Genomic DNA, 24,639 nt, shown 5'->3' on the forward strand with positions numbered 1-24,639 from the left:
GTCTTTTTTAAATAAATAGTACTTTGATAACTAAAAATTCTGTTGTTTTTCAGTTGACATACTACCGCAGGTCTTTTATACGTTTTACATCACTTCGCATCGGATGTATCACTAGAATAAACAAGAGATATAAATATGAAATGCAGATGAAATATATTTTATTTAAAGATTTCATTGTAAAAAATAAAAAAACATCGCAATATATACGATGTTTTTTCGGGTGTGTGTCTCAATATTTACATGTTACTTTCGCGTGATTTAGAAGTAGAACGGGCCGGAGCGATAACTAATTGTCTCGGCTTAGTTTTCTTTAAGTGATTTTTGACGTTACACTTACGACGTTGAACAACCCACGCTTTAATAGGGTTTGTCAAAATAATTTTTTGCGCTTCGTTAGGGGCCTCTTCTTCCAACCTACAACTTTCGCTCCATTTATTCCATTTCATTGTAAATTTAGAAGAAGAATGATCGTCTTCTCGATCAAACAAGTGCAAAAAATCCATCTCGCCAGCTAGCATTACGGTGTTGCTAGTTGCTAAAAAAGAAAAGGTCGTCCAACGTTTCTCCATGCCCTCCTACTCCTTTTTCACATATAGAGTGCCTAAAACTTAATTTACCTAAAATATGCTTGCCTTTTACCTTACACCCATAGTTTATCCAAAACACTACTATGCAACTATCGATTTCCCTTACAACTACCTTACATTTTTGTAAGAAACAAAAAACCTTCACTATGCCTATGTGAAGGTCTCTTATTTCTTATCTATATGATCTTTCATATCATCAAGTCCAGCTTCTTGTAGCTGCGACATCATACCATGAGAAATTGCGCCTAATACTAAAGTCATTCCAATTAGTGAAATCCGAATCGCTGGTACATCAATTATATAAGCCAACAATCCAAGAACAATTGTTAATAGTAATGCTTTTATAAATGTTACAGTTGTGTACTGTTTCTTCTTCATTATCATCACCCTTTGTGGAAGCGTTTTCTTAATATAATTAGTATATCATATCATCAGATGATTTTGTCGGTATTTTGTAAAAAATTACTATCTCCTTTGACTTTTTCCTTTCTATCCTTTACAGTCGAAATGTTCACAAGTTTTACACTGTAGGAGGACTCCAATGAATATTGAAATAAAAGACACTTTAATTTCTGAAGAACAATTACAAGAAAAAGTAAAAGAACTAGCACTTCAAATCGAACGTGATTTTGAAGGAGAAGAAATTGTAGTAATCGCTGTATTAAAAGGATCTTTCGTATTTGCTGCTGATTTAATTCGTCACATTAAAAACGATGTAACAATCGACTTTATTTCTGCATCTAGCTACGGAAATCAAACAGAAACAACTGGCAAAGTAAAACTATTAAAAGATATCGATGTAAACATTACTGGCAAAAACGTAATTGTCGTAGAAGACATTATCGATTCTGGCTTAACACTTCACTTCTTAAAAGACCACTTCTTTATGCATAAACCAAAAGCGTTAAAATTCTGTACGCTACTTGATAAACCTGAGCGTCGTAAAGTGGACTTAAAAGCTGAATATGTTGGCTTCCAAATTCCAGACGAATTTATCGTTGGCTACGGCATCGACTGCGCAGAAAAATATCGTAACTTACCATTTATTGCTTCGGTTGTAACGGAATAATCGTATAACTTAAAAAATCGATAGTACATGAAATTTATATCGGCGATTTTCAAAATATATCGACCGTATCTTAAATTATATCGGCGATTTTTCAAATATATCGACTGCAACTCAAATTATATCGGCGATTTTTTCAATATATCGACTTACCGACAATAACCGACAATCTTAGCACCCTATTAATAGGAAGAAGCTGTTCTGAAATACATCGGAACAGCTCCTTCTTTCCATTACAAAAAAACAGGGAGAGATGAAAAATGACAAAGACAAAATTTGAAAAAGTACTCCTCATCGTAAATCCAAAAGCTGGACAAGGCGACTTACATACAAATTTAACGAAAATCGTACCACCTCTTGCCACAGCTTTTCCTGACTTACATATCCTTCACACGAAAAAACAAGGTGATGCAACAAAATATTGCCAAGAGTTTGCTAGTAAAGTAGATTTAATTATCGTCTTTGGTGGTGACGGAACAGTATTTGAATGCACAAACGGCTTAGCACCTCTTGAAACTAGACCTACACTTGCAATCATTCCAGGTGGAACTTGCAATGACTTCTCTCGCACACTCGGCGTTCCGCAAAACATTGCAGAAGCAGCAAAACTTATCACTAAGGAACACGTAAAACCAGTTGACGTTGCAAAAGCAAACGGACAACATTTCTTAAACTTCTGGGGCATTGGACTCGTATCTGAAGTATCAAACAATATTGATGCAGAGGAGAAAGCAAAGCTTGGTAAAATTGGTTACTACTTAAGTACAATTCGAACTGTCAAAAATGCTGAAACATTCCCAGTTAAAATCACTTATGACGGACAAGTATATGAAGATGAAGCTGTTCTTGTTATGGTTGGCAACGGTGAATATCTTGGCGGCATCCCGTCCTTTATTCCGAACGTAAAATGCGACGACGGAACACTTGATATTTTCGTAGTCAAATCAACAGGTATTCAAGCATTTAAAGATTATATCGGAAAGAAACTATTTGAAGACTCAAATGCAAATGACATCTTCCACGTAAAAGCGAAATCCATTCATATTGAAACAGAAGAAGAAAAAGAAGTAGATACAGATGGAGAAAGTTCGCTTCATACACCTTGTCATATTGAATTGTTACAAGGGCACTTTACGATGATTTATAATCCTGCGGTTGTGTAATACAAAAAGACGAGCTAAAGTTTTAACATTTTAGCGCGTCTTTTTTATTACAAAGATATTTCAATATGAATTTTCGTAATCAAACTCCACCCAATTTTTCCAGTGCGTATTAGCATCCTTCTTCACAATAATACTTGGATCTTTCTTCTCTATTGCAGCGGCTACTGATTGGAAGAATTCATTTTCACTTACTTTTTCATCTTCAACATGTTTCCATTCTTCCGTTTCATACACTACTTCCCAGTCGCCTTCTAAATCAAACTCTTCTAAAATCTCTTCTTTACTCCACCACAATAAATTTCGTGCTTCATTATTAGTAGCAAGCATACGCATGAAGTATGTTGGATAAGAATCTGTCGTTTTTACTTCTATTCCATTATTCACATAATCCTCTTCTGTAAATTCATACTCAAAATGATGATCACGAATTTTCACACTGTCATTATAAATATTTGGCATAAATTCACCTTCATCATCAAACAACTCATACTCTCCATCATTTAATTGTAAAATACCATCATCACCAATTGAATGATTTATTCTATCACCGTATACTTGAATATCATTACATACACCTAATGATCCTACACCGACAACCTGAAATACCATTAACCAATCTTTATTATCTTTAAAGAAAAGAGAGAATTTCACTTGTGAAATATCCATATATTCATTATCAAAGGCAGGAAATTCATAGTTACTTTTCTTTTTATCTAATAGTTTCAAAATATCTTTTTGCATCTGTAGCATCTTCACCTCTATATAAACTTTTCAAATTTACTAGAGTATAACATAGCTATACTTACCTCTGACATTATAATAATCCTACTTAAAAATAGCAGAATGGTCTATTTGCATCCTCTAGTTATTTTTAGATACAATTAAGAAAAGAAGCACCTTCATATAAGGGAGAGGACAACCTTTGTTCAACCAACAATTAGTGAATTTACGCATTGATTTTGCATTTAAACAATTGTTTGGTACGAATGGTAGTGAAGATATTCTCATTGCCTTTTTAAACGCGATGTTACAAGAGTCTTTAGAGTCACCTATTGCTTCTCTACAATTAGAAGATCCACATTTACACCGAGAACACGCAAATGATAAATTATCAATTCTAGATATTTCAGTAACATTAGACACAGGGACAAAAGTAAATGTAGAAATACAGCTTAATAATAATCACGATATGATGAAACGCAGTTTATATTATTGGGGAAAATTATACACATCCCAGTTACAAAAAGGTATGCCCTACAGTGCACTTCGTAAAACCATCACCATTAATTTATTGAACTTCATAATGTTTTTAGATCACAAAGAATTTCATACAAAGGGCACATTGTGGAATACACAACAACAGAAACTCTTGAGTGATGACATAGAAATTCACATTGTAGAAATTCCAAAGTTAACAGAACAGTGGCATGAAGAAAAAGTAAATCCGTGGAAAGACCCATTTGCTCGTTGGCTTTTATTGCTTTCAGCAAATGAGGATGAGCACTTAACTAAACTATTGGAGGATATTGCTATGAACCAAGACCCTATTTTACAAAAAGCAATGAACAAGTGGGAACGTATGAGTCAAGATTCCTCTTTCCGACAAGCCTATGACGCAAGGGAGAAAGTTTTAATGGATGAAGCAGCAAAATTCGCCCACGCAGAGACAGAAGGTATGAAAAGAGGCATGGAAAAGGGTATGGAAAAAGGTATGGAAAAAGGTATGGAAAAAGGTATAGAAAAAGGTCGAAAAGAAGGAGTTCAACAGGGAAAAATCCAAATGATTAAAAGTATGTATGATCTTGGTATACCACTTGAGACGATTGCTAAGGCAAGTAAATTAAGTGTACATGATGTTGAACGAATTTTAGAAAATAAATAATGATAAAAAGAAAAAGAGAACATAATTTTCACTATGCTCTCTTTCTCTCTTTTCTATTTACTAACGATCCCAAAATAAGCACGAACCGTCAACAAATAATAACCAATATAAATAACACTATACACGCCGATGCTAATTAACAACGGAACTGCAATTTCATACGGAAGTACTGTCGCTAATCCTGTTAATGCAAATAAAGTGTGTAATATGCCAACTACTAAAGGAATGAAGAAAATAAATCTCATTTGCTTTGCGATTGCCTTTTTCATTTCTTTTTTCGTTACTCCAAGCTTTCGAAGAACGATGTAACGCTCACGATCTGCATGTGCTTCTGTTAATTGCTTGAAGTAAATGATAGACCCTGTTGCGAGTAAAAATACAAGTCCTAAGAACATACCACTAAACATCATTAAACCTGATACTTCAATACCATCACGGAAAATAGTATAGAAATCACTGAATTGTTCTTTACCTTCTGCATCTTCTTCCGGTATTACTTTCTTTAATTTCTCTGTTAACACTTTACTATTTCTTTCATCTTTCACATCAATATTTTTTACAGTATGAGAGCCAATTGTCTTCTTTGCTTGCTCATACACTTCGTCCGGAACGACAACTAGAAGTTCATATAAGTTCGTAATGTTTTGCGCTTTTACTGCTTTCACTTGTAATGGTGCTACTTCTCCAATAGGGAATATAGCTTTTCGATTTTTATATACGCCACTATCTCTCTTACCTTTACTGTACATGCCATCAAATGCATACAATTCGTTCTTCTTTAAATCTAAAGTTTCTTCATTTAAATATTTTGCAATTTTATTAAATGATGATTGTGCGATAAGTTCTGTTGTTCTTGATTGTAATGAAGTTCCATCACCGTATTCTCCTACTACTTTTACTGTCTCTAATTCATATTGATGAATGACTTCATTCTTTCCTTCTTTTAAAATCCCACTCACTTTACGATCCAATTCTATATCTTTCTTTTCATATGAATAACTAACTGGGTGATATTTCTTCGCCTGCATATATGTGTTGTAATACATCGTAACAGACATTCCAACCGCTGTTAACGTTACTGCGCTTAATACAGCAATTGTCGCTAACGATTTTGCATTTCCTTTAATGCGGTATAGTAATTGAGATGTCGTCACCATTTTCATTCCATTATAAAATGAAGATTTTATATCTCGCGCTCTTTTTAATGCAAAAACAGTAAAGAACCTAAATAATAAATACGTTCCAAGTACTGTTGCTAATACAATATAAAGCGCAAGTGGCATAAAGTTATCGCTGCTTGCATTTTTAATAGCCGTTACTGAAAAGAAATAACCTGATCCAATTAATAATAAAGAAATGATAGCCATTATTTTAGAATCTTTTGGCATAACTTCGCCTTCGTTATCTGCACGAAATAGCTCGATTAACTTAAATTGATAAATAACGCGGTATCCTTTAAATGACGTATATAAAATAATGAAACAAAAAATAACTGCTGTATCTATAATAGCTCCAATTGGTACTTCAAAATGAACATTTACATGTAGCTCTAACATATTTACAAGTAGCTTTAGGAATCCTTTTGAAAGTAAGCTACCAATTACAATTCCGATTACTAACGATAATAAACCCATTAACATATTTTCATAAAAAAGCATTTTACCTATTTCTTTCTTTCGAATACCGAGTAAAGAATAAAGACCTATTTCCTTCTTACGCTTTCGTGTAAAGAAACCATTCGAATATATAATAAATACCGCAACGAAAATAATGAGCATAACACTCGCGAGCTGGAATCCTCGTCCGATGTTATCTCCAGCTTCACTTATTTGTGAATTGTATTGCAACGCCTTAAACGTAAAATAAATGACGATGCTAAAAATCATAGAGGCAAAGTATATAAAATAATCTTTAAAATTTCGTTTTATATTACGAAGTGCAATGCTAGATAAGCTCATTTGTCGCACCTCCAGATATGGAAGACATCATATCAATAATTTGCTGGAAGAACTGTTTTCGTGTCATCCCTTTACGATGTAATTCTTTATATAACTTTCCATCTTTAATAAATACAACACGTTTACAATAACTTGCCGCAAACGCATCATGCGTTACCATTAAAATCGTTACAAGATCTTTTTCATTTAATGTCTTCATACTTTCTAATAAATCCGTCGCTGACTTTGAATCAAGCGCACCAGTTGGCTCATCTCCAAAAATCATACTTGGACTTGTTACAATTGCCCTTGATGCTGCGCAGCGTTGTTTTTGTCCACCGGATACTTCATACGGATACTGATTTAAAATATGATCTATTCCAAACTTCTTCGCAATCTTCTCAACGCGAGATTCTACTTCTTTCGCCTTCACTTTTGACAAAGCAAGTGGCAATGCAATATTTTCTCGTACCGTTAACGTATCTAATAAGTTATAGTCTTGAAAAATGAACCCTAAATGATTACGGCGAAAGAGTGCCAATTCATCATCATTCATCTTCACAATATCTTTTCCATCAATTAAAATCTCACCCTTTGAAGCCGTATCAATAGTAGAAAGAACATTCAAAAGTGTCGTCTTACCAGAACCAGATGGTCCCATAATACCGACAAACTCTCCTTCTTTCACCTGCAGATGAATATCTTTCAACGCTTCAAACGTATTCCCGCCTGTATTATATATTTTCGAAATCCCTTTCGCTTCTAACATCGTTTTCATCTATTTGTACCTCCTGTTATAATTCGTGATGTTCTCTTTAAGCAACAGAATTCAGTATAGATACATTTTCTTAACAAATAGTGCTAGGGTTTCTTAATATTTTCTTAAAAAGAAATTCCATAATCAAAAAAGTCTGCAGTTGTTACACTGCAGACTTTCAAATGTTTAATAAATTGATTAAGCTAAATATGTTTGTTGTAACGCCTCTAAACCATCTTTATAAATGCCATGGAATAGATTAATTGCCTCTTCATCAGTAACCGCTACAGGAGTGAAGCTACCAGACCATTCAACTAATGATGTGTTAGCATCTTTACCTTCTTTAACACGGATTGTAGATAAATAATTCGTCACAGGGAATGGTGCTTGCATAATTGAATATGTGTAGTAACGTTCTTTCTCATTAAATGCTTCTAAGCGCTCTACGATTGCATCGCCATCAGGATTAGCTAAATGACGTACACGTCCACCTTCCGTTACTTTACTGCTAGGGATATATGGTAACCAATCTGGAAGTGCATCAAAACCTCCGATTAATTGCCATACTTGGGCAGGTGAAGCTGGAATTTCAATAGATGTAATAGTATTTGCCATTTTCATTACTCTCCTTTTTATTTAACGTTAATTGGTAGTGGTGCATTAACTGCAACTAATTTTTGTTCACGCATTTCTTCCCAGAACGCTGCTGGAATCACTGTTTTCAATGCAGCTTGGTCTTCTGCAATTCGTTCCGGTTTACTTGCACCTGGAATAACAGCAGCAACCGCTGGGTTAGCCAGTGAAAACTGTAAAGCAGCAGCTTTAATACTGATTCCATGACGATCGGCAAGGTTTTTCATTTTATTAACTTTTTCAATGATTTCTGGTGACGCTTTTTGGTATTCAAAGTGAGTACCTCCAGCAAGAACACCTGAGCTATATGGTCCACCAACAACAATGTCCATATTGTTTTTTACAGCCGCAGGCATTACGCGTTCTAACGCACGCTCGTGGTCTAATAATGAATAGCGACCAGCTAATAAAGATACATTTGGTTTTGCTTCTTCTAAGTCCAGCATAAGTTCAATAGCTTCTACTTTATTTACTCCAAGGCCCCAGCCTTTAATTACACCTTCATCACGCAATTGAGTAAGTGCACGGAATGCTCCTGTTCGAGCAATCTCAAATTGTGAAATCCACTCATCTCCATAAAAATCTTGTGCTACGTCATGAATATAAACAAAATCTAGACGATCTGTTTTTAAACGTTTTAAACTATCTTCAATAGAACGAAGAGTTGCATCCGCACTGTAGTCGTTGATGATTTTATTTTTACGACCAAATTCGAAAAGTCCGCCTTTTTCACCTAAATCACGTGTAGATGGATCTTCCAATTCATCTGAAATAATTCGACCTACTTTTGTACTTAAGAAGTACTCATCACGATTTCTTTTCGATAGTGCTTCACCAAGACGAATCTCTGCTAAACCAGATCCATACAGTGGAGCTGTATCAAAGTAACGAACACCATTATCCCAAGCAGCATCCACTGTTGCGATTGCTTCTTCCTCTGGAATATTACGGTACATATTACCTAGTGGTGCCGTACCAAAACCAAGTGTACCTTTTAATAAATCTTTCATTTAAAATCTCCTCCTAAAATCTATTTAAAAATGATGAATGAATATCAATTAATGTGACAAGGGCTGACCGATTAAAGCACGATAGTTATGAAAAATAACGTATATGCTTTTTAGTTCTACACTACTCATTTCCCTCTCACGTATGTAATTATGTCTTATCTACAACACAATAAAAAGTACGCATTTTAAAGTGTTATAGATACTAATAAGTAACAATTTTATGTTTCAACGTCTGTAGCTCCAAAATAAAATGATTTTATAAAAAAAACCTATTTTTGCGGAGATAACCGTAGAAATTATGAGTGGAACATAGAAAGTTGTTATTACTCTTCATTCAAAAAAGGCCAAAACGAACTGAAATATGTTCGTTTTGGCCTTTTTATCTTCTTTAAAAGATTACATTACATTTTGAACAAAAAGGAGCAGAATTCCCTTTTCTAATTTTCGCATCACATTTTGGACAATATACGTATCGTTCTTCTATCTTTTCTCGTTCTATCATATGTAATGATACTATTCTCATACTACACATGATTCCAATTAAAATAAGGCTAACAATGAGTAGCATTCCTCTCACTCCTCCCCTTTAAATTTTACCATAAAATAACAAACCCGATTCTCTCATCGAGAATCGGGTTTATATTTACAATCCTAACTTTGCCTTTGCACCGTCAGGAATTATTTCTTCTTCTATTTGTACCTTATCGTGCACAGACTTTCCTCTCGTAATTACATGCCAGTATGAACCTTTTTGCAATGTATCCACTCCATCAATTGTTATCTCTTTTTCGTTTCCATCCTTATCATATGTGTTCACTGTGTATGCACGGCCTTTATTTCCACCTAAATCTTTTCCATCGTTATCAATTACGGCATAACGATATTCTAATTTAAGAAACGGGTTCATGGAATCTACTGTAGCACTTCCACTTAATAAATATGTCGCTCCTGCGACGATAACAAGTAATGATCCAAAAATAAATCTTTTCATTTATATTCCGCCTTTTATTAAGTTTTCTTGAGAACATTTCTAAGTATAGTGCGCATTTCTTAATAAAAACTCGTACTGTTTCTTAACTTTTTCTTAATGTAGAAGAAATGTGGCGTTACATCTAGGTACATGAAATTATATCGGCGATTTTTCAAATATATCGAACACAACTCAAAATATATCAACGATTTTTCGAATATATCGACGTTTCGACAAGGAATATCGACTTACCGACAAAAACTGATAGTAGAAACAACAAAAAAGGCTGTCCAAAATGTATTTTGGAACAGCCTCCGCTACTTACTCACTACTGCACTTCTTTTTACATAAAACAAACTACCAATTAAAACGACAATTACGCCAAAATACACACCATACTCTATCGCAACTGCTACAATTCTTTCAATATGTTGTCCGAATAAAGAACCGAGCACAAAATAAATGAGCGTCCAAACAAATCCTGTCGTATAGGAATACAAAGCATATACCCGAAATGACATGTTATTCATTCCAACTACATACGGTACAATATGTCTTACAACTGGTATGAAGTAACTTGTAACTAACGCATAATGACCATATTTCTCTACCATTTGTTGAGATTTCAAAAGATATTTTGCCTTTTTCTTTTTCATTAGTTTATGAAGTACTTTTGTACCAAATATTTTCCCTAGTATATAACCTAAAGAGAGTCCGGATACAACTCCTAAATACGTTAATAAAAATGCAGGAATGATACTTAATATCCCTAGTGAAGAGACAAATCCGCCACTCATTACAATCATTTCGTCTGGAATTGGCATACCGATAATACCCAACCATAAACAGAAAAATAACGCCCAATAACCATACTGCTCAATATAGGATAATAATTCATGCAATTCCATTATGCATATACTCTCCTTAGCTCTTTTTTACAGCTAAAGACGTACGCTGGCGGGAAATTGAGCCACACTTTTTCTAATGTAATTTGAGGAAAGAAATGCTGTATAAATCCTTTTTTCACAAGTGAATATTGAAATGTTATGAATTCCCCATTCTCATGTATTGCTTCCATTACATTATTTAAAATGCGTTTTGAAACTTCTTCTGGTAAAGAGGTAAAAGGTAATCCCGATAAGACATAATCCACGCATTCTATATGGAACTCTTCCATATACTTCTTTATATTTTCAGCTGAACCGTGTACAACAATAACGTTCTGCTCATCTTTATATTTTCTCTTTAACTCATTGCAGAACACTTCATTAATTTCAATAAGAAGAAATATTGTTCCCTTCTTTTTTCTCTTCATAATCTCCTTCGTAAAAACCCCTGTACCAGGCCCTAACTCTACGATGCATTTTGCTTTATTAAAATCAATTACATCTACCATTTTCTTTGCTAATATTTTTGAACTTGGCGCAACTGCACCAGTATGTTTCGGATGTTTAATAAATTCATGTAAGAATGTTATGAGCTGCATGTAAACCTCTCCTCATTCGTTCAATAGTTTTTAACTTGTTTTTAAGTATAACTATCGTTTCTTAACAAAAATTGAGGAGATTTCTTAAGATTTTATGAAGAATATATCATTTGTTCTTATATATAAACATCTCTCTTATATTTATTTATTTGGTATAATGGATATAAAAAATGAACTTTATGGAAGGTACCATCACTACGTCTATTTTCATACAACATCTGTAGAAATAAATCTGTCAATTACCTTTCATTATTATCCAACATATGTAATTATTTTGTATGAGCAAAGAAATTTAAATAATAAGAAATTTATATTTTGTAGAAACGAATATAGGTTCAAATATATTTCAAAACGATTTAAAAGGAGAAGATTATGAATAATTATATCGACATACAGCACTTATGCGACCTTGTACATAGCACTTTTCATGTACCTGTTCAATTTTTAGCTATTAATAAAAAAATTGTATATGAATCTACTTCTCATACGATTGGTAGTCCTTTTTATACTTCTAAAGAAGAACATCTGAATGAACTTTATCAAGAAAATGCTCCTTGTAATTTTCCAATTTTCAAAGGGAATAAGTACCTTGAGAATTTCATTAGCCTTCATATAACTGATCATGAACATATAAAAGGAACAATTATACTCGGCCCTACTACTTATCCAAAAGTATCAGATGAAATGGCGATTAAACTTATGAAGTATTTCAACTGTAATGATAAAACGCAGCAAGGAATAGACTACTATCAATTTCTACCCGAGATGAAAAAAAGCACACTAATTGATATAAGTATTTGGTTACATTACGTCATTTTTAATGAAAAATTAGATCGCGATATTGTTTGGAAAAAAAATAAATTGCTCGAAGACGTTTCTTATAAAATCGTAAATCCTGATCTATACATTTCAAAACGTCTTCGGCATGATCCGCAACATTATGACATATCATTGGAACGTAAATTTTTTTCTGCAATTAAAGAAGGCAATAAAGAAAAAGTCATACAATATGCATATTCCTTCCCGCAAGAAGATTCAGCAATTTCATCTAAAGGAGATCAACTGAGAAACCAAAAAAATAATGGCATTATCGCCATTACGCTAGCTATTCGATATGCGATAGATGGTAATCTTCCATCACATGTTGCTTTTTCACTCGGTACTTTATATATCCAAACCATCGAAAAACTAGATAACATGTATTCCGTAAATAGATTAATTGAAGATGCATTATGTACTTTTGCAGAACGTGTAAAAGAATATAATAATCAAGCATATTCTAATGCCATTACTACATGCCTAAATCATATTCACAAACATATTTACGATGAAATAACTCTTAATGACCTTGCTGACCTTTTACATATTTCCCCTACTTATTTATCAAAGCTATTTAAAAAAAGAAGTGGGAATTCCTTTAAGTGAATACATCCAGAGGGAACGAGTAGAAGAAGCCAAAAAGTTATTAACATTAACGACCTACCCATTATCAGATATTTGTGCCTGGCTTAACTTTAATGATCAAAGTTATTTCACAAGGGTTTTTAAAAAAATTACAAACATGACTCCTAGACAATATCGTGAAAATCATACCGTTATATAAAAACGCTTTCTTAATAGAGGGTGAGATAGTTGTCATACTTGCTCACCTTCCTCCATTTGATTTCCTCTCCTTCATCCAAAATAAAGTTTTAATCCTCTTCAAAAAAGTACAAAAATGACAAATAAATTACTATAAATAAGTGAATGAATTTGATAATTTTTTAGTACTAAGCAAATTCGGTTCCCAATCAGACATAATAAAACTAACACAAGGTACTTCGGAATGATCAGCAGTAGTTACTTCCATAGTGATTAACCTTCCTATATAGAAAATATATTGTTAGGAGAATAGAAAGTATGAGTAGTACAAATATATCAAAATCGGTTCAATTGACTAGTATGTCTAAACAATCTGCTCACATGAAAGAATCGGGAAAAGTATCATCATACGATGATAGAGAAAGAATTGAAGACACTTTATTACGCTCATTCATTTCAGAAAAACAAATATTGGTCACTTATTATAAAGATAATTATTTCCCTACAATGTATATGACTGTAATTGAATTAAACCCTTTGAAACGTTCTTTAATATGTATAGATACCTTTGGCCGTAAACATACCTTTAGTTTCATCGACATAATTGATGCACGTTAATTATTTCTATACAAAAAAGCCACTCACCTATAAAAATTAGGTAAATGGCTTTTTCCTTCCTCACAGCTTCACTTATTATTTCGCACTCACAATCTTATAATAAGAACGAACTGTTAAGAAGTAATATCCGATATAAATAGCGCCGTATACTCCAATACTAATTAGGAGTGGGATCATGATTTCATACGGTAATATGTTCCCTAAACCTTTTAGTGCAAACAAGCTGTGCAAAATTCCGATTACTAACGGAATAGCGAAGATAAAGCTTACTTGTTTTGCGATAGCTTTCTTCATTTCTTGCTTCGTTACACCAACTTTATGAAGGACAATGTAACGATCACGGTCAGCACTTGCTTCTGTTAATTGTTTAAAGTAAATGATTGAGCCTGTCGCTAATAGGAAGACTAATCCTAAGAATAACCCAATAAACATCATTAAGCCTGTCGTTTCAAGCCCCATTTGGAATCCTGTATAGAAATCGTTAAATGGTTTTAAAATTTCTGATTCACCAGCTGGCATAATGCTTGCTAATTTCGCTGTTAACTCTTTACTATTTCGCTCACCTTTTACATCAATATTTTTTACAGTGCGCGTTTCGTTTACTTGTTTCGCCTGCTCATATGTTTGATCAGGAACGATTACAAATAGTTCATTTAAGTTTGTAACACTTCTACTATTTACACCTTTAATCTTTAACTCTTTCGATTCATTTCCAACAGGGAATACAGCTGTATTTCCTGTGTAAAGGGGACCAAAATCAAGTGTTTCAATATATAAGCTATCATATACAAAAGCTTCATTCGCACTTAAATTTACAGGTTCTATATCTAAATGTTTCGCGATTGTATTAAAGTTTGATTGAGAAATAAGCTGGTACTGCTTCGTCACATTATAGTGTGTGTTCAGAACTTGATCCGCTCTTTCACCTTTAAATGTTCCTTTCACAGGAATCATTTCAACTTCTGCTTCATATGTCACTGGATGATTCTTCTTTTCTCCAGCAAGTATTTCATTTACTTTTTTATCTAATGCTGCATCTTTTTTCTCATATGAATAACTATACGGCGCAGCAACTTTTGATTGTGTAAATGTGTTGTAATACATCGTAACTGACGTACCAACCGCTGTTAATGTAACTGCGCTTAAAATCGCAATTGTCGCAAGTGATTTCGCATTTCCTTTAATGCGATATAGTAACTGCGATGTCGTTACCATATTCATACCGTTATAAAACGCTGATTTATTATTTCTTGCACGTTTCAATATAAATACTGTGAAGAACATGAACAATAAATAAGTTCCTGCTACTGTCGCTAATAAAATGTATAATGCAACGACCATAAAGTCTGCATACATAACTGCTTTCATGTACATTAGCGCTAAGAAATAACCTGAACCGATTAAGAAAACTGAAATGAATGCCATAATAACAGAGCCCTTCGGCATTGCTTCTCCTTCACGTTCTGCACGGAAAAGTTCAATTAGCTTGAATCGATAAATTAAACGATATCCTTGAAGTGATGTATATAAAATAATCTCTAAGAAAATAATTGCTGTATCAATAATGGCAGCCATCGGTACTTCAAAATGAACATTTAAATTTAATCCCATCATATTTACTAATAACTCAAGGAATAATTTTGAAAGGACACTACCAATCGCAATTCCGATAATTAAAGACATTAACCCCATTAACATATTTTCATAAAAGAGCATTTTACCAATTTGTCTTTTACGAATACCTAATAAGGAATAGAGTCCAACTTCTTTTTTACGTTTACGTGTAAAGAAACCGTTCGAATATATAATAAACACCGCTACGAAAATGATAAGCATCACACTGGAAACTTGGAATGCCCCGCTAATTTTTTTAGAAGCTTCCGCTGCTTTTTCCATTTGTGAATTATATTGCAGTGCTTTAAATGTAAAGTAAATAACGATACTAAAAATCATAGATGCAAAATATACAAAGTAGTCTTTAAAGTTCCGCTGTATGTTGCGGAGGGCAATGCTAGATAAGGTCATCAGCCATACCTCCGGAAATAGAAGACATTACATCAACGACTTGTTGGAAGAACTGTTTACGCGTTAACTCGCCGCGGTGCAATTCTTTATATAACTCACCATCTTTAATGAAAATAACTCGTTTACAGTAACTTGCCGCAAACGCATCGTGCGTTACCATTAAAATTGTAGAATTATCATATTCATTTAGCGACTTCATACTTTCAAGTAAATCTGTCGCTGATTTCGAATCAAGTGCTCCCGTTGGCTCGTCCCCGAAAATCATACTTGGATTTGTAACGATTGCACGTGATGCCGCACATCTTTGCTTCTGTCCACCAGATACTTGATATGGGAACTGACTTAAAATATGATCAATACCGAATTTCTTTGAGATTTCAAGAACGCGGCGATCAATCTCACTCGCTTTCACCTTTGATAACGCAAGAGGTAACGCAATATTCTCTTTTACAGTTAACGTATCTAATAAGTTATGATCTTGGAAAATGAAACCTAAATGATCGCGGCGGAATAACGCTAACTTATCATCATTCATTTTCACAATATCTTTTCCATCAATTAAAATTTCACCGTTCGTCGCATTATCAATTGTAGAAAGAACGTTTAGTAAAGTCGTCTTTCCAGAACCAGAAGGTCCCATAATTCCAACGAACTCACCTTCTTTTACTTGTAAGTTAATACCTTTTAACGCTGCAAATTTATTACCACCCGTGTCATACACTTTTTCAATATTTTTTGCTTCTAACACTGTTTTCATCTCGACATCCCTCATTTCATCTATTCTCTATTTTCACTATATACATTCTCTACTTTTTCCACTATCGATTTTTCTTACACAAACATGACAGTTATGTAAGACCAGTAAGCAAAGAAATCAAAATTTAACCTAATGAATCAAAGTACTTTGTTACTATAACATTGGGATATCATGCCATCCATTCATTCTCCTTACAGGAACATTACAATTTTGTAAGGTACAAAATGTACCCTACAAAGTTGTGCACGAAATGTCGGATGGAGCTATTTCGTTCCTGCTATTCTATGTACAGAGGAGGTCATCATATGGATTCACTTAAAAATATGAATGCTGCAATGCACTATATTGAAAACAACCTAACAAATGAAATTAATTTTAAAGAAGTTGCGAAGCTAGCTTACTGCTCGGAATATCATTTCAAAAGAATGTTTTCTTTTCTAGCTGGCATATCACTATCAGAATATATTCGTTGTAGACGTCTGACTCTCGCTGCTTTTGAACTAAAAAATAGCGATGCAAAAGTCATTGATGTAGCTATCAAATATGGGTACAACTCACCAGATTCTTTTGCGCGTGCCTTTCAGAACTTGCACGGCATAACACCTTCAGAGGCCCGAAATAGTAGTCATTCCCTAAAAGCCTATTCACCAATGACCTTCCAATTATCCATCCAAGGAGGAAATGAAATGAATTATCGAATTGAAGAAAAAGAACCATTTCGAATTATTGGTATTACAAAACGCGTACCGATTGTATTTAACGGTGTAAATGAAGAAATTGCTTCTATGTGGAAAAGTTTAAATCCAGATGTCATTCAAACTTTAAAGTCACTTTCAAATATGGAACCTACTGGAATTATTAGTGCTTCTACTAACTTTTCTGAAGGAAGAATGGAGGAAAAAGGAGAACTTGATCACTATATTGGCGTAGCCACAATGAAAGATTGCCCAGAGCAATTTGCGCAACTTGAAGTTGCAGCTTCAACGTGGGCTATATTTGAAGCTGTTGGTCCATTTCCGGATGCACTACAAAATGTATGGGGACGCATTTATTCCGAATGGTTTCCTTCCTCAAACTATGAACTAGCGGAAGGACCGGAAATATTATGGAATGAACAGAAAGATATATCTTCTCCAAACTTTAAAAGTGAAATTTGGATACCGGTTTTGAAGAAATAAAAAACAAAGCTGCTCTTCCCTAAAAGGAAAAGCAGCTTTGTTTTACATTTTTAGTTCTTTTTTATAAGCAACATATGAATATCCCATCGTTAATCCTACTGCACCAATAATAACTACAACCATTACGAAAGATTTCCACGTTACTGGTACAAAAACACTTAGAATCATAATAATTCCTAATACAACAAACACCTTTCCGCTAAAACGGTGCGTTTTTCTCCACACTTCTTCGTTGCTTAACGTCCACGGTGTTTTTATACCGACAAAATAGTTTGGTTTGCACTGTGGTAAATAGTTTCCGATGACTATAAATAAAATACCAACTAATAATTCCGGCACACGGTTAATGAATAAGTTGTATCCTAATCCACTTGTAATAATATCTATATTCCCTACAAATAGTAGCAGTAGTATCCCGTTATTCATCATCATAAAAGCTTTAGAGAACTTCTCGTAATTTGCTTTCTTTGGGTCAATCTTTGGTAACACGTTTAAAAAAATATATAAAACAATCATAATTCCAACCATAGAAAGCATTCCATATAATTTAGAAGAATATCCATCTACCTTACCTCCGCTCCAATGCGTTGCAATTGTATCCGGCAAATGTGGCCAAGCAAACGCCCAAGCTAAACAAGTTATAACAGTTAATAAGATTGCAAAAAGATGTTTTTTCATTTCCCCTCTTCCCCCTTATTCGTAAATGTAAACACCCAAGTCAATAAATCTTGAAAGACCGTTGTGTTTAAAGAGTACATAACGAATTGACCTTTCTTCTCATCTTGAATAAGTTCAGCATTTTTAAGTGCGTTTAAGTGGTGTGAAATACTTGGTTTTGTCATATTGAAATGTTCAGCAATCTCACCAGCGGTTAGATCACCTTCTTTTAATAAGTCTAAAATTTTTCGCCTTGTTGGATCTGCTAATGCTTTGAACGCTTGATTCAATGTCTTTCTTCCTTTCACTAATTAGACATTTAGATATTTATCTAAATGTTAAAATGTTTTCAGTTAATTGTCAATTATATACGAGGCCCTTTTTACTTTCTCCGCTTTTGACCTATACTGTTTATTAGCTTATCTTTCAACATAATGAAAAGACTTGAAACACATGATACACTATATCTACAATTGTTTTTTAGGAGGAATATACATATGTATAAAATTTTAATCGTTGAAGACGATCCAAATATTTCATCATTACTACAATCTCACATTCAAAAATATGGCTATGAAGCTGTTGTTGCAGAGAACTTCGATGATATTATGGAGTCTTTTAACGCTGTAAAGCCACATCTTGTTTTACTTGATGTAAACTTACCAAAATTCGATGGATTTTACTGGTGCCGCCAAATTCGTCATGAATCTACTTGTCCTATTATTTTCATTTCAGCTCGTGCTGGTGAGATGGAACAAATTATGGCGATTGAAAGCGGTGCGGATGATTATATTACAAAACCGTTCCACTATGACGTTGTAATGGCAAAAATTAAAGGTCAATTACGCCGTATTTACGGTGATTATGCGCCAAATATTTCTGAACGTATCGTTGAAGTAGAAGGCTTAAAACTATTCCCAGAACGTCCTGAAATTCACTTCGGATCTGAACAAGTTCTTTTAACGAAGAAAGAAGCTATTTTAGCAGAAATGTTATTATCTAAATTCCCTCGTACAGCGAGCCGTGAAGATTTACTAGCCGCTCTTTGGGATGACGAGAGCTTCGTTGAAGAAAACACATTAAACGTAAACATTACGCGTCTTCGTAAAAAGTTCAATGAGCTTGGTATTGAAAATGCTATTGAAACAGTGCGCGGACTTGGGTATCGTTTTAACGCAACTTGGAGTGAATAAGCATGAAGCTATTTTTACGTGATCATTTTGCATTTTTTCTACTGTACGTATTAAACTTCGGTATCATTTTCGTTCTGTATGATGCAGTAGATGGATTTCAAAATAATAAATTTTACTTCGTCGTTTTAAGCTTATACTTATTTATTTGTTTCCTCGCTTACCGTTACGTTCGTAATCGTAGAATGTACCATAGATTAAGTGAACAACCAGAAAAAATGGAAGATGCATTTATTGAAAGAGCAACTGCTCCGATGCCTCACGGTGTAAATGAACTCGTGCGCACGCAGTATCGTCTATTCCAAAAAGAACTACAATCGTACGAAGTAAAACAACAAGAACATCAATTATTCATTAACCACTGGGTGCATCAAATGAAAACGCCCGTTTCTGTTATGCAACTTATGGTACTCGAAATGGAAGATGAACATTTAATTCCGAAATTCAAAAAAGAATTAGAACGTCTAAACCAAGGGCTTGATATGGCTTTATACATGGCAAGGTTAAATAACTTCCATGAAGACTTCCATGTTGAGACGATTTCATTAAAAGATACGGTAACGAAAAATATTAATGGATTAAAAGAACTATTTATCCGAAACGGAGTCTTCCCTGTTTTAGAAGTTCATTCTGATTTACAGGTTGCTTCTGATGCGAAATGGCTAAAATTTATCATCTATCAGTTAATGACAAATGCCGTTCGTTACTCTGGTGAGCGCGGAAAGAAAGTATTCTTATCCGCTTATCGAAACGGAAAAGATATTATTTTAGAAGTTCGTGATGAAGGTGTTGGTATTCCGCAAGAAGATATTCGACGAGTATTCGAACCGTTTTACACTGGGAAAAATGGTCGTACATTCGGAGAATCTACTGGTATGGGACTTTATATCGTAAGTAAAATTTGTGATTATTTAGGTCACTCTGTCAAACTAGATTCTGAAGTTGGGAAAGGAACGACGATTAAAATCATCTTCCACAACGCTGCAAATAATCAATCAGAACATACGGAGAAGGTGACTGAAGCATGATCGTGACATATGCAAGCAAAATGTATGAGAACTCACTCTCATACATTTTTTGCAATAAAACTACTTCTATATCTTCTAATCGGAGGTATAATTTATGACATTTTGGCAATTTGCATTTAAAAACGTCACGCGCAACTCGAGAGCTTATTTTGCTTACTTTGTAAGTAGTTCTTTTTCGATTGCCGTTTTCTTTTCATTTGCTGTTTACTTATTCCATCCGAAATTACAAAACTTTGGCACGGTCTCTGAAATTTCAGGATTAATGATATTTTCAGAAGTAGTAATTGTATTTTTTTCTTTCTTCTTTTTACTATATTCCATTGGCACTTTTTTAAAAGTTAGAAAAAAACAATTCGGCGTTTTGACCGTTTTAGGAATATCGAGAAAACAATTACACCGTCTCGTCTTCATGGAAAATATGTTAATCGGTATTTTATCTATCTTTTTCGGCATGCAGTTTGGACTTGTCTTCTCGCAATTTTTCTTATTAGTGACAGCAAAAATTACGCATGTACCGGGCATATATTTATACTTGCCTATTAACGCGTTTATTTTAACGACAATCGTCTTCCTTAGTCTTTTTATCGTTGTATCTACATTGACACCGATGCTCATTCGTACAAAAAAAGCGGTACACCTGTTAAAAACAAAGAGCGGAAAACAAAAAGAAAAAAAACCATCCATACTCGTTTCTTTATTTGGTGCGATTTGTTTATTTGGTGGCTATGCGTTAGCTGGAAATCCTAAATATTTCGTATCAGTAAGCCCATAAATAGGTGTTATATATATGGTTTCAAGTATTTTCGTCATTCCAACGCTCGTTACAATCGGTACATATTTCTTCTTTTCACAAATTAGTTTCTTACTTATTCATATTTTAAAGAAAAGAAGAAAGTTTTATATGAAACAGATTAATATGCTTTGGATTTCTGATTTAGCAAACCGTATTCGAACGAATATTAATATGCTTTTTATTGTAGCAATGCTATCTACTATCGCTTTCACAATGATTACGTTCCTATATGGGTTCGGAAAATTTATTAAGCTAGACGTTAATCGAACTTCGCCTTTCCCAATTTCTTATTTTTCTTATGATGCGAATCCTTTTGTTACAGAGCATTTAAATTGGCTTGAGCAACAATTAAAAAAAGAGCATTTTCCTTATGAGAAAATAACAGCTGATATGTATGAAACACCGCTAGAAGAAGATAAAGGTATAGCTATTTATAATGACGTATACGCAATTAAGCAAAGTGACTATAACAAACTTGCGAATTCTTTACGAATGAAACAACTATTTATAAATGATAACGAGGCATATGTTTTAACGGGGACGTCTTATATCACTATATTCAATGAATTTGAGCAAAGCTATAAAAGAGATTACATTACACTCTCTAGTACAAATACGAAATTAAAAGTAAAAGGCTATGAACAGATCCATGCAATTCCATCTGACTTTTCATATCAAACGATCGTTTTGCCTGATATTGTTGTGAACAACTTACCTAACTCGGTAAAGCATATATCGGCATATAATTATAAAATTCAAAATTGGGAACAGACATATGAAATTGCTGATACTTTTATAGAAAAAGTGCAAAAAGATCGCAACAACTCCCAATATGAAGGGACTCTTATTCGACTATTTGAATCAGCAGGATCGTTATACAGAATAACATCTGGTAGTGCTGCATACTTCCTAATTGGAACATTTTTAGGAGTTATTTTCTTCATTGGAGCCGGTAGCGTTCTTTACTTTAGAATGTATACAGATTTGACGAACGAACAAGAGAAATATATAACGATTTCTAAAATCGGTGTAACAGGTGCAGAGATGAAACGATCTGCAACCATACAACTTAGTATTTTATTTTTCGTTCCGTACATTATGGCATCCATTCATACAATGTTCGCAACAAAATGCTACAAGATGTAATTGGCTTATCTTTGTTCAAAGAAGTTTCAGCCGTTCTTATTATTTTTGGATTCGTTGAAATTGTATTTTTCTTATTCATTCGCTCACTTTATATGCAGAAGTTATCACAATATACTGATACACATTAAAAAGGTTATTACATGAAAAAGGTGGGATCTCTTCCCTCCTTTTTCATGCCCATTATATTAGGAGGTTTAGGTGAATGACATTTTGGCAGTTTGCATTTAAAAACGTCACAAGGAACGCCAGAGCTTATTTCGCCTATTTTGTAAGCAGTGCATTTTCCATTGCAATTTTTTTCTCGTTTGCAGTTTATTTATTTCATCCTAAATTGCATATGACAGGCGTGAATGCTGCTCTGAACATATTAATGACAATTTCAGAAATTGTCATCGTATTCTTTTCATTTTTCTTTTTACTATATTCAATCGGTACTTTCTTAAAAGTGCGAAAAAAGCAATTTGGGATTTTAACAGTACTTGGCATATCCCAAAAACAATTAAAGAGACTCGTATTTCTAGAAAACATGCTAATTGGTGTTCTTTCCATCTTTTTCGGCATTCAACTTGGACTTGTTTTCTCGCAGTTCTTTTTATTAGTTACCGTCAAGATTACACATGTTCCTGGTTTATATTTATATTGGCCAACAGCTGCCATTATTTTAACTATGATCATTTTTCTAGGACTCTTCATTCTCGTCTCATCGTTTACGCCGATGCTAATTCGGACGAGAAAGGCTGTACGTCTTTTAAAAGAAGGAACAAAACAAAAAGAAAGAAAAGCATCTGTGCTCATCTCTCTATTTGGTGCGATATGTTTAATATCTGGATACGTGCTAGCAGCCAATCCGCTATATTTCATGTCGCTTGGCGACGTAGTTGGGCTTTTGTACGCCACCACCAGTATATTTCTCATTCCGTCACTTGTTACAGCTGGAACATACTTTTTCTTTTCACAAATTAGTTTTTTACTCATTCGTATATTAAAAACGCGAAGAACATTTTATATGAAGCGAATTAATATGCTTTGGATTTCTGATTTAGCAGCGCGCATTCGGACAAACATTAACATGCTCTTTATTGTAGCGATGCTATCAACACTTGCTTTTACTATGATTACATTCTTATATGGATTTGGTAAATTTATGAAGTTCGATACAGTAAGAGAAAACCCTTTTCCTTTTACATATTTATCACATACTGAAAATACGTTGGCGGATGAACATTTAAACTGGTTAGAACAAAAATTTAATGAAGAGCACTTTACTTATACAAAATTTAAAACGGATATATATGAAGTATCTTCAGCTGAAAATAACACGCAGCTCTATTATGCCATTAAGCAAAGTGACTATAATGTACTTGCTAAAGCTTTAAATTGGGAGACACTCACGGTAAATAAGAATGAATCTTATATTCTTATGAAAGACTTAGATGATCAAGTTATTGGAACGCTTCACAATAAAGACAAGAAAAATACTCTTACACTTACGCAAAACAATTTACAACTACAAGTGAAAGAATATAAAAGTTATAATCCATTCCCAAATCGCTTAATATACCAATTGCTCATACTATCTGATGAAAATGTAGAAGCATTATCCACTGTTTCAAAACAGATGAGTGTATATAGCTTTAAAGTTAAGGACTGGGAAAAAGCTAATAACATCGGCGCGGTATTCATAGACAAAATTAATACCGACGGGAACAACATTCAAGCAGAACACCCGCCTTTCCATGCAAGTGAAGCGAGCGATTCTCTATACACAACAAAACAAAATGTCGCTTCGTTCTTCTTAATTGGTACTTTCTTAGGTGTTATTTTCTTTATTGGTGCTGGCAGTGTTCTTTACTTCAGGATGCATACAGATTTAACAAATGAACAAGAAAAGTATGTAACGATTACAAAAATTGGTTTAACAGAAGCCGAAATGAAACGATCTGCTACAATTCAACTTGCGATTCTATTCTTTGTCCCGTACATTATGGCATCAATTCATACGATGTTTGCGACAAAGATGCTGCAAGAAGTTTTACATCTCTCGTTCTTCGCTGAGATTACAGTCGTACTGATGATTTTTGGAACAGTTGAAATTTTATTTTTCCTTTTAATTCGTTCCTTCTATATGCAAAAATTATCACACCATATTAAGTTTTAAAGGATAGAAAGGTGATT

Annotated in this window: 23 protein-coding genes and 2 pseudogenes; 10 read left to right on the forward strand and 15 right to left on the reverse strand. The window is 33.9% G+C overall.

Annotated features, from left to right (window positions below; all coding sequences use genetic code 11):
• Positions 1 to 236 precede the first annotated feature (236 nt).
• Together PDQ33_RS15230 and PDQ33_RS15235 are read right to left on the reverse strand one after the other, a co-directional pair.
• Complete coding sequence (locus PDQ33_RS15230) at positions 237 to 569, reverse strand: hypothetical protein (protein WP_270756066.1); 333 nt, start codon at positions 567 to 569, stop codon at positions 237 to 239.
• Between the two features lie 183 nt (positions 570 to 752).
• Positions 753 to 968 carry a hypothetical protein gene (locus PDQ33_RS15235; protein WP_002156638.1) on the reverse strand — a complete coding sequence of 72 codons (216 nt, stop codon included), beginning with the start codon at positions 966 to 968 and terminating at the stop codon, positions 753 to 755.
• 160 nt (positions 969 to 1,128) lie between these two features.
• Here PDQ33_RS15235 and hpt point away from each other — a divergent pair, with 160 nt between their 5' ends.
• Positions 1,129 to 1,656 carry a hypoxanthine phosphoribosyltransferase gene (gene hpt, locus PDQ33_RS15240; RefSeq protein ID WP_001019304.1) on the forward strand — a complete coding sequence of 176 codons (528 nt, stop codon included), beginning with the start codon at positions 1,129 to 1,131 and terminating at the stop codon, positions 1,654 to 1,656.
• A 257-nt stretch (positions 1,657 to 1,913) separates the two neighbouring features.
• Positions 1,914 to 2,816: a diacylglycerol/lipid kinase family protein gene (locus tag PDQ33_RS15245; protein ID WP_262724688.1), complete on the forward strand. Its 903-nt coding sequence runs from the start codon at positions 1,914 to 1,916 to the stop codon at positions 2,814 to 2,816.
• Positions 2,817 to 2,876: 60 nt separating this feature from the next.
• On the opposite strand, the gene PDQ33_RS15250 is transcribed toward PDQ33_RS15245, so the two are convergent.
• On the reverse strand, positions 2,877 to 3,557 hold the full coding sequence (locus PDQ33_RS15250) for a DUF7003 family protein (RefSeq protein WP_270756096.1): 681 nt from the start codon (positions 3,555 to 3,557) through the stop codon (positions 2,877 to 2,879).
• Between the two features lie 181 nt (positions 3,558 to 3,738).
• Here PDQ33_RS15250 and PDQ33_RS15255 point away from each other — a divergent pair, with 181 nt between their 5' ends.
• Entirely contained in the window at positions 3,739 to 4,698 is a 960-nt protein-coding gene (locus PDQ33_RS15255) for an Rpn family recombination-promoting nuclease/putative transposase (protein ID WP_270756072.1), read from the forward strand.
• 53 nt (positions 4,699 to 4,751) lie between these two features.
• Here the strand turns inward: PDQ33_RS15255 and PDQ33_RS15260 are convergent, their stop codons facing one another.
• The 8 genes from PDQ33_RS15260 to PDQ33_RS15295 form a co-directional block, all read right to left on the reverse strand.
• Complete coding sequence (locus PDQ33_RS15260; RefSeq protein WP_061131989.1) at positions 4,752 to 6,656, reverse strand: ABC transporter permease; 1,905 nt, start codon at positions 6,654 to 6,656, stop codon at positions 4,752 to 4,754.
• Positions 6,643 to 7,413 (reverse strand): ABC transporter ATP-binding protein, encoded by a 771-nt coding sequence (locus tag PDQ33_RS15265; RefSeq protein ID WP_000855640.1) that lies wholly within the window; start codon positions 7,411 to 7,413, stop codon positions 6,643 to 6,645. Before PDQ33_RS15265 ends, PDQ33_RS15260 begins: the two co-directional genes overlap by 14 nt.
• A gap of 177 nt (positions 7,414 to 7,590) precedes the next feature.
• Positions 7,591 to 8,007, reverse strand: a complete 417-nt coding sequence (locus PDQ33_RS15270) for an SRPBCC family protein (RefSeq protein WP_000024113.1) — start codon at positions 8,005 to 8,007, stop codon at positions 7,591 to 7,593.
• A gap of 17 nt (positions 8,008 to 8,024) precedes the next feature.
• On the reverse strand, positions 8,025 to 9,035 hold the full coding sequence (locus tag PDQ33_RS15275; protein WP_000653984.1) for an aldo/keto reductase: 1,011 nt from the start codon (positions 9,033 to 9,035) through the stop codon (positions 8,025 to 8,027).
• Positions 9,036 to 9,423: 388 nt separating this feature from the next.
• Positions 9,424 to 9,603, reverse strand: a complete 180-nt coding sequence (locus PDQ33_RS15280) for a hypothetical protein (RefSeq protein ID WP_000924671.1) — start codon at positions 9,601 to 9,603, stop codon at positions 9,424 to 9,426.
• Between the two features lie 75 nt (positions 9,604 to 9,678).
• On the reverse strand, positions 9,679 to 10,026 hold the full coding sequence (locus tag PDQ33_RS15285; RefSeq protein ID WP_046199465.1) for a YxeA family protein: 348 nt from the start codon (positions 10,024 to 10,026) through the stop codon (positions 9,679 to 9,681).
• A gap of 296 nt (positions 10,027 to 10,322) precedes the next feature.
• Complete coding sequence (locus PDQ33_RS15290; RefSeq protein ID WP_061131988.1) at positions 10,323 to 10,913, reverse strand: DedA family protein; 591 nt, start codon at positions 10,911 to 10,913, stop codon at positions 10,323 to 10,325.
• Positions 10,913 to 11,491, reverse strand: a complete 579-nt coding sequence (locus PDQ33_RS15295; RefSeq protein WP_061131987.1) for a class I SAM-dependent methyltransferase — start codon at positions 11,489 to 11,491, stop codon at positions 10,913 to 10,915. The genes PDQ33_RS15290 and PDQ33_RS15295 overlap by 1 nt, the downstream gene beginning before the upstream one ends.
• Positions 11,492 to 11,863: 372 nt before the next feature.
• On the opposite strand from PDQ33_RS15295, the pseudogene PDQ33_RS15300 reads away from it, so the two are divergent.
• Together PDQ33_RS15300 and PDQ33_RS15305 are read left to right on the forward strand one after the other, a co-directional pair.
• A pseudogene (locus PDQ33_RS15300) lies at positions 11,864 to 13,094 on the forward strand (helix-turn-helix domain-containing protein).
• A gap of 296 nt (positions 13,095 to 13,390) precedes the next feature.
• Positions 13,391 to 13,690, forward strand: coding sequence for a YolD-like family protein (locus PDQ33_RS15305; protein ID WP_000099615.1), 300 nt, complete (start codon positions 13,391 to 13,393; stop codon positions 13,688 to 13,690).
• A gap of 75 nt (positions 13,691 to 13,765) precedes the next feature.
• On the opposite strand, the gene PDQ33_RS15310 is transcribed toward PDQ33_RS15305, so the two are convergent.
• Both PDQ33_RS15310 and PDQ33_RS15315 read right to left on the reverse strand, forming a co-directional pair.
• Complete coding sequence (locus PDQ33_RS15310) at positions 13,766 to 15,715, reverse strand: FtsX-like permease family protein (RefSeq protein ID WP_270393913.1); 1,950 nt, start codon at positions 15,713 to 15,715, stop codon at positions 13,766 to 13,768.
• Positions 15,702 to 16,472, reverse strand: a complete 771-nt coding sequence (locus tag PDQ33_RS15315) for an ABC transporter ATP-binding protein (protein WP_061131984.1) — start codon at positions 16,470 to 16,472, stop codon at positions 15,702 to 15,704. Before PDQ33_RS15315 ends, PDQ33_RS15310 begins: the two co-directional genes overlap by 14 nt.
• A 305-nt stretch (positions 16,473 to 16,777) precedes the next feature.
• Here PDQ33_RS15315 and PDQ33_RS15320 point away from each other — a divergent pair, with 305 nt between their 5' ends.
• On the forward strand, positions 16,778 to 17,650 hold the full coding sequence (locus tag PDQ33_RS15320) for an AraC family transcriptional regulator (RefSeq protein ID WP_061131983.1): 873 nt from the start codon (positions 16,778 to 16,780) through the stop codon (positions 17,648 to 17,650).
• A 42-nt stretch (positions 17,651 to 17,692) separates the two neighbouring features.
• Here the strand turns inward: PDQ33_RS15320 and PDQ33_RS15325 are convergent, their stop codons facing one another.
• Together PDQ33_RS15325 and PDQ33_RS15330 are read right to left on the reverse strand one after the other, a co-directional pair.
• On the reverse strand, positions 17,693 to 18,328 hold the full coding sequence (locus PDQ33_RS15325; RefSeq protein WP_061131982.1) for an SdpI family protein: 636 nt from the start codon (positions 18,326 to 18,328) through the stop codon (positions 17,693 to 17,695).
• On the reverse strand, positions 18,325 to 18,597 hold the full coding sequence (locus PDQ33_RS15330; RefSeq protein WP_001070523.1) for an autorepressor SdpR family transcription factor: 273 nt from the start codon (positions 18,595 to 18,597) through the stop codon (positions 18,325 to 18,327). Before PDQ33_RS15330 ends, PDQ33_RS15325 begins: the two co-directional genes overlap by 4 nt.
• A 207-nt stretch (positions 18,598 to 18,804) precedes the next feature.
• Here PDQ33_RS15330 and PDQ33_RS15335 point away from each other — a divergent pair, with 207 nt between their 5' ends.
• The 4 genes and pseudogenes from PDQ33_RS15335 (at position 18,805) to PDQ33_RS15350 (ending at position 24,622) form a co-directional block, all read left to right on the forward strand.
• A complete protein-coding gene (locus PDQ33_RS15335; RefSeq protein ID WP_000276737.1) occupies positions 18,805 to 19,500 on the forward strand; it encodes a response regulator transcription factor in 696 nt (231 codons plus the stop codon).
• 2 nt (positions 19,501 to 19,502) lie between these two features.
• A complete protein-coding gene (locus PDQ33_RS15340; RefSeq protein WP_000765352.1) occupies positions 19,503 to 20,525 on the forward strand; it encodes a sensor histidine kinase in 1,023 nt (340 codons plus the stop codon).
• Positions 20,526 to 20,619: 94 nt separating this feature from the next.
• A pseudogene (locus PDQ33_RS15345) lies at positions 20,620 to 22,592 on the forward strand (FtsX-like permease family protein).
• A 74-nt stretch (positions 22,593 to 22,666) separates the two neighbouring features.
• A complete protein-coding gene (locus PDQ33_RS15350) occupies positions 22,667 to 24,622 on the forward strand; it encodes an ABC transporter permease (RefSeq protein ID WP_270393916.1) in 1,956 nt (651 codons plus the stop codon).
• The last annotated feature ends 17 nt before the right edge of the window (positions 24,623 to 24,639 follow it).

The organism is Bacillus cereus group sp. Bc031, from assembly GCF_027716265.1.
GTDB lineage: Bacteria > Bacillota > Bacilli > Bacillales > Bacillaceae_G > Bacillus_A > Bacillus_A paranthracis.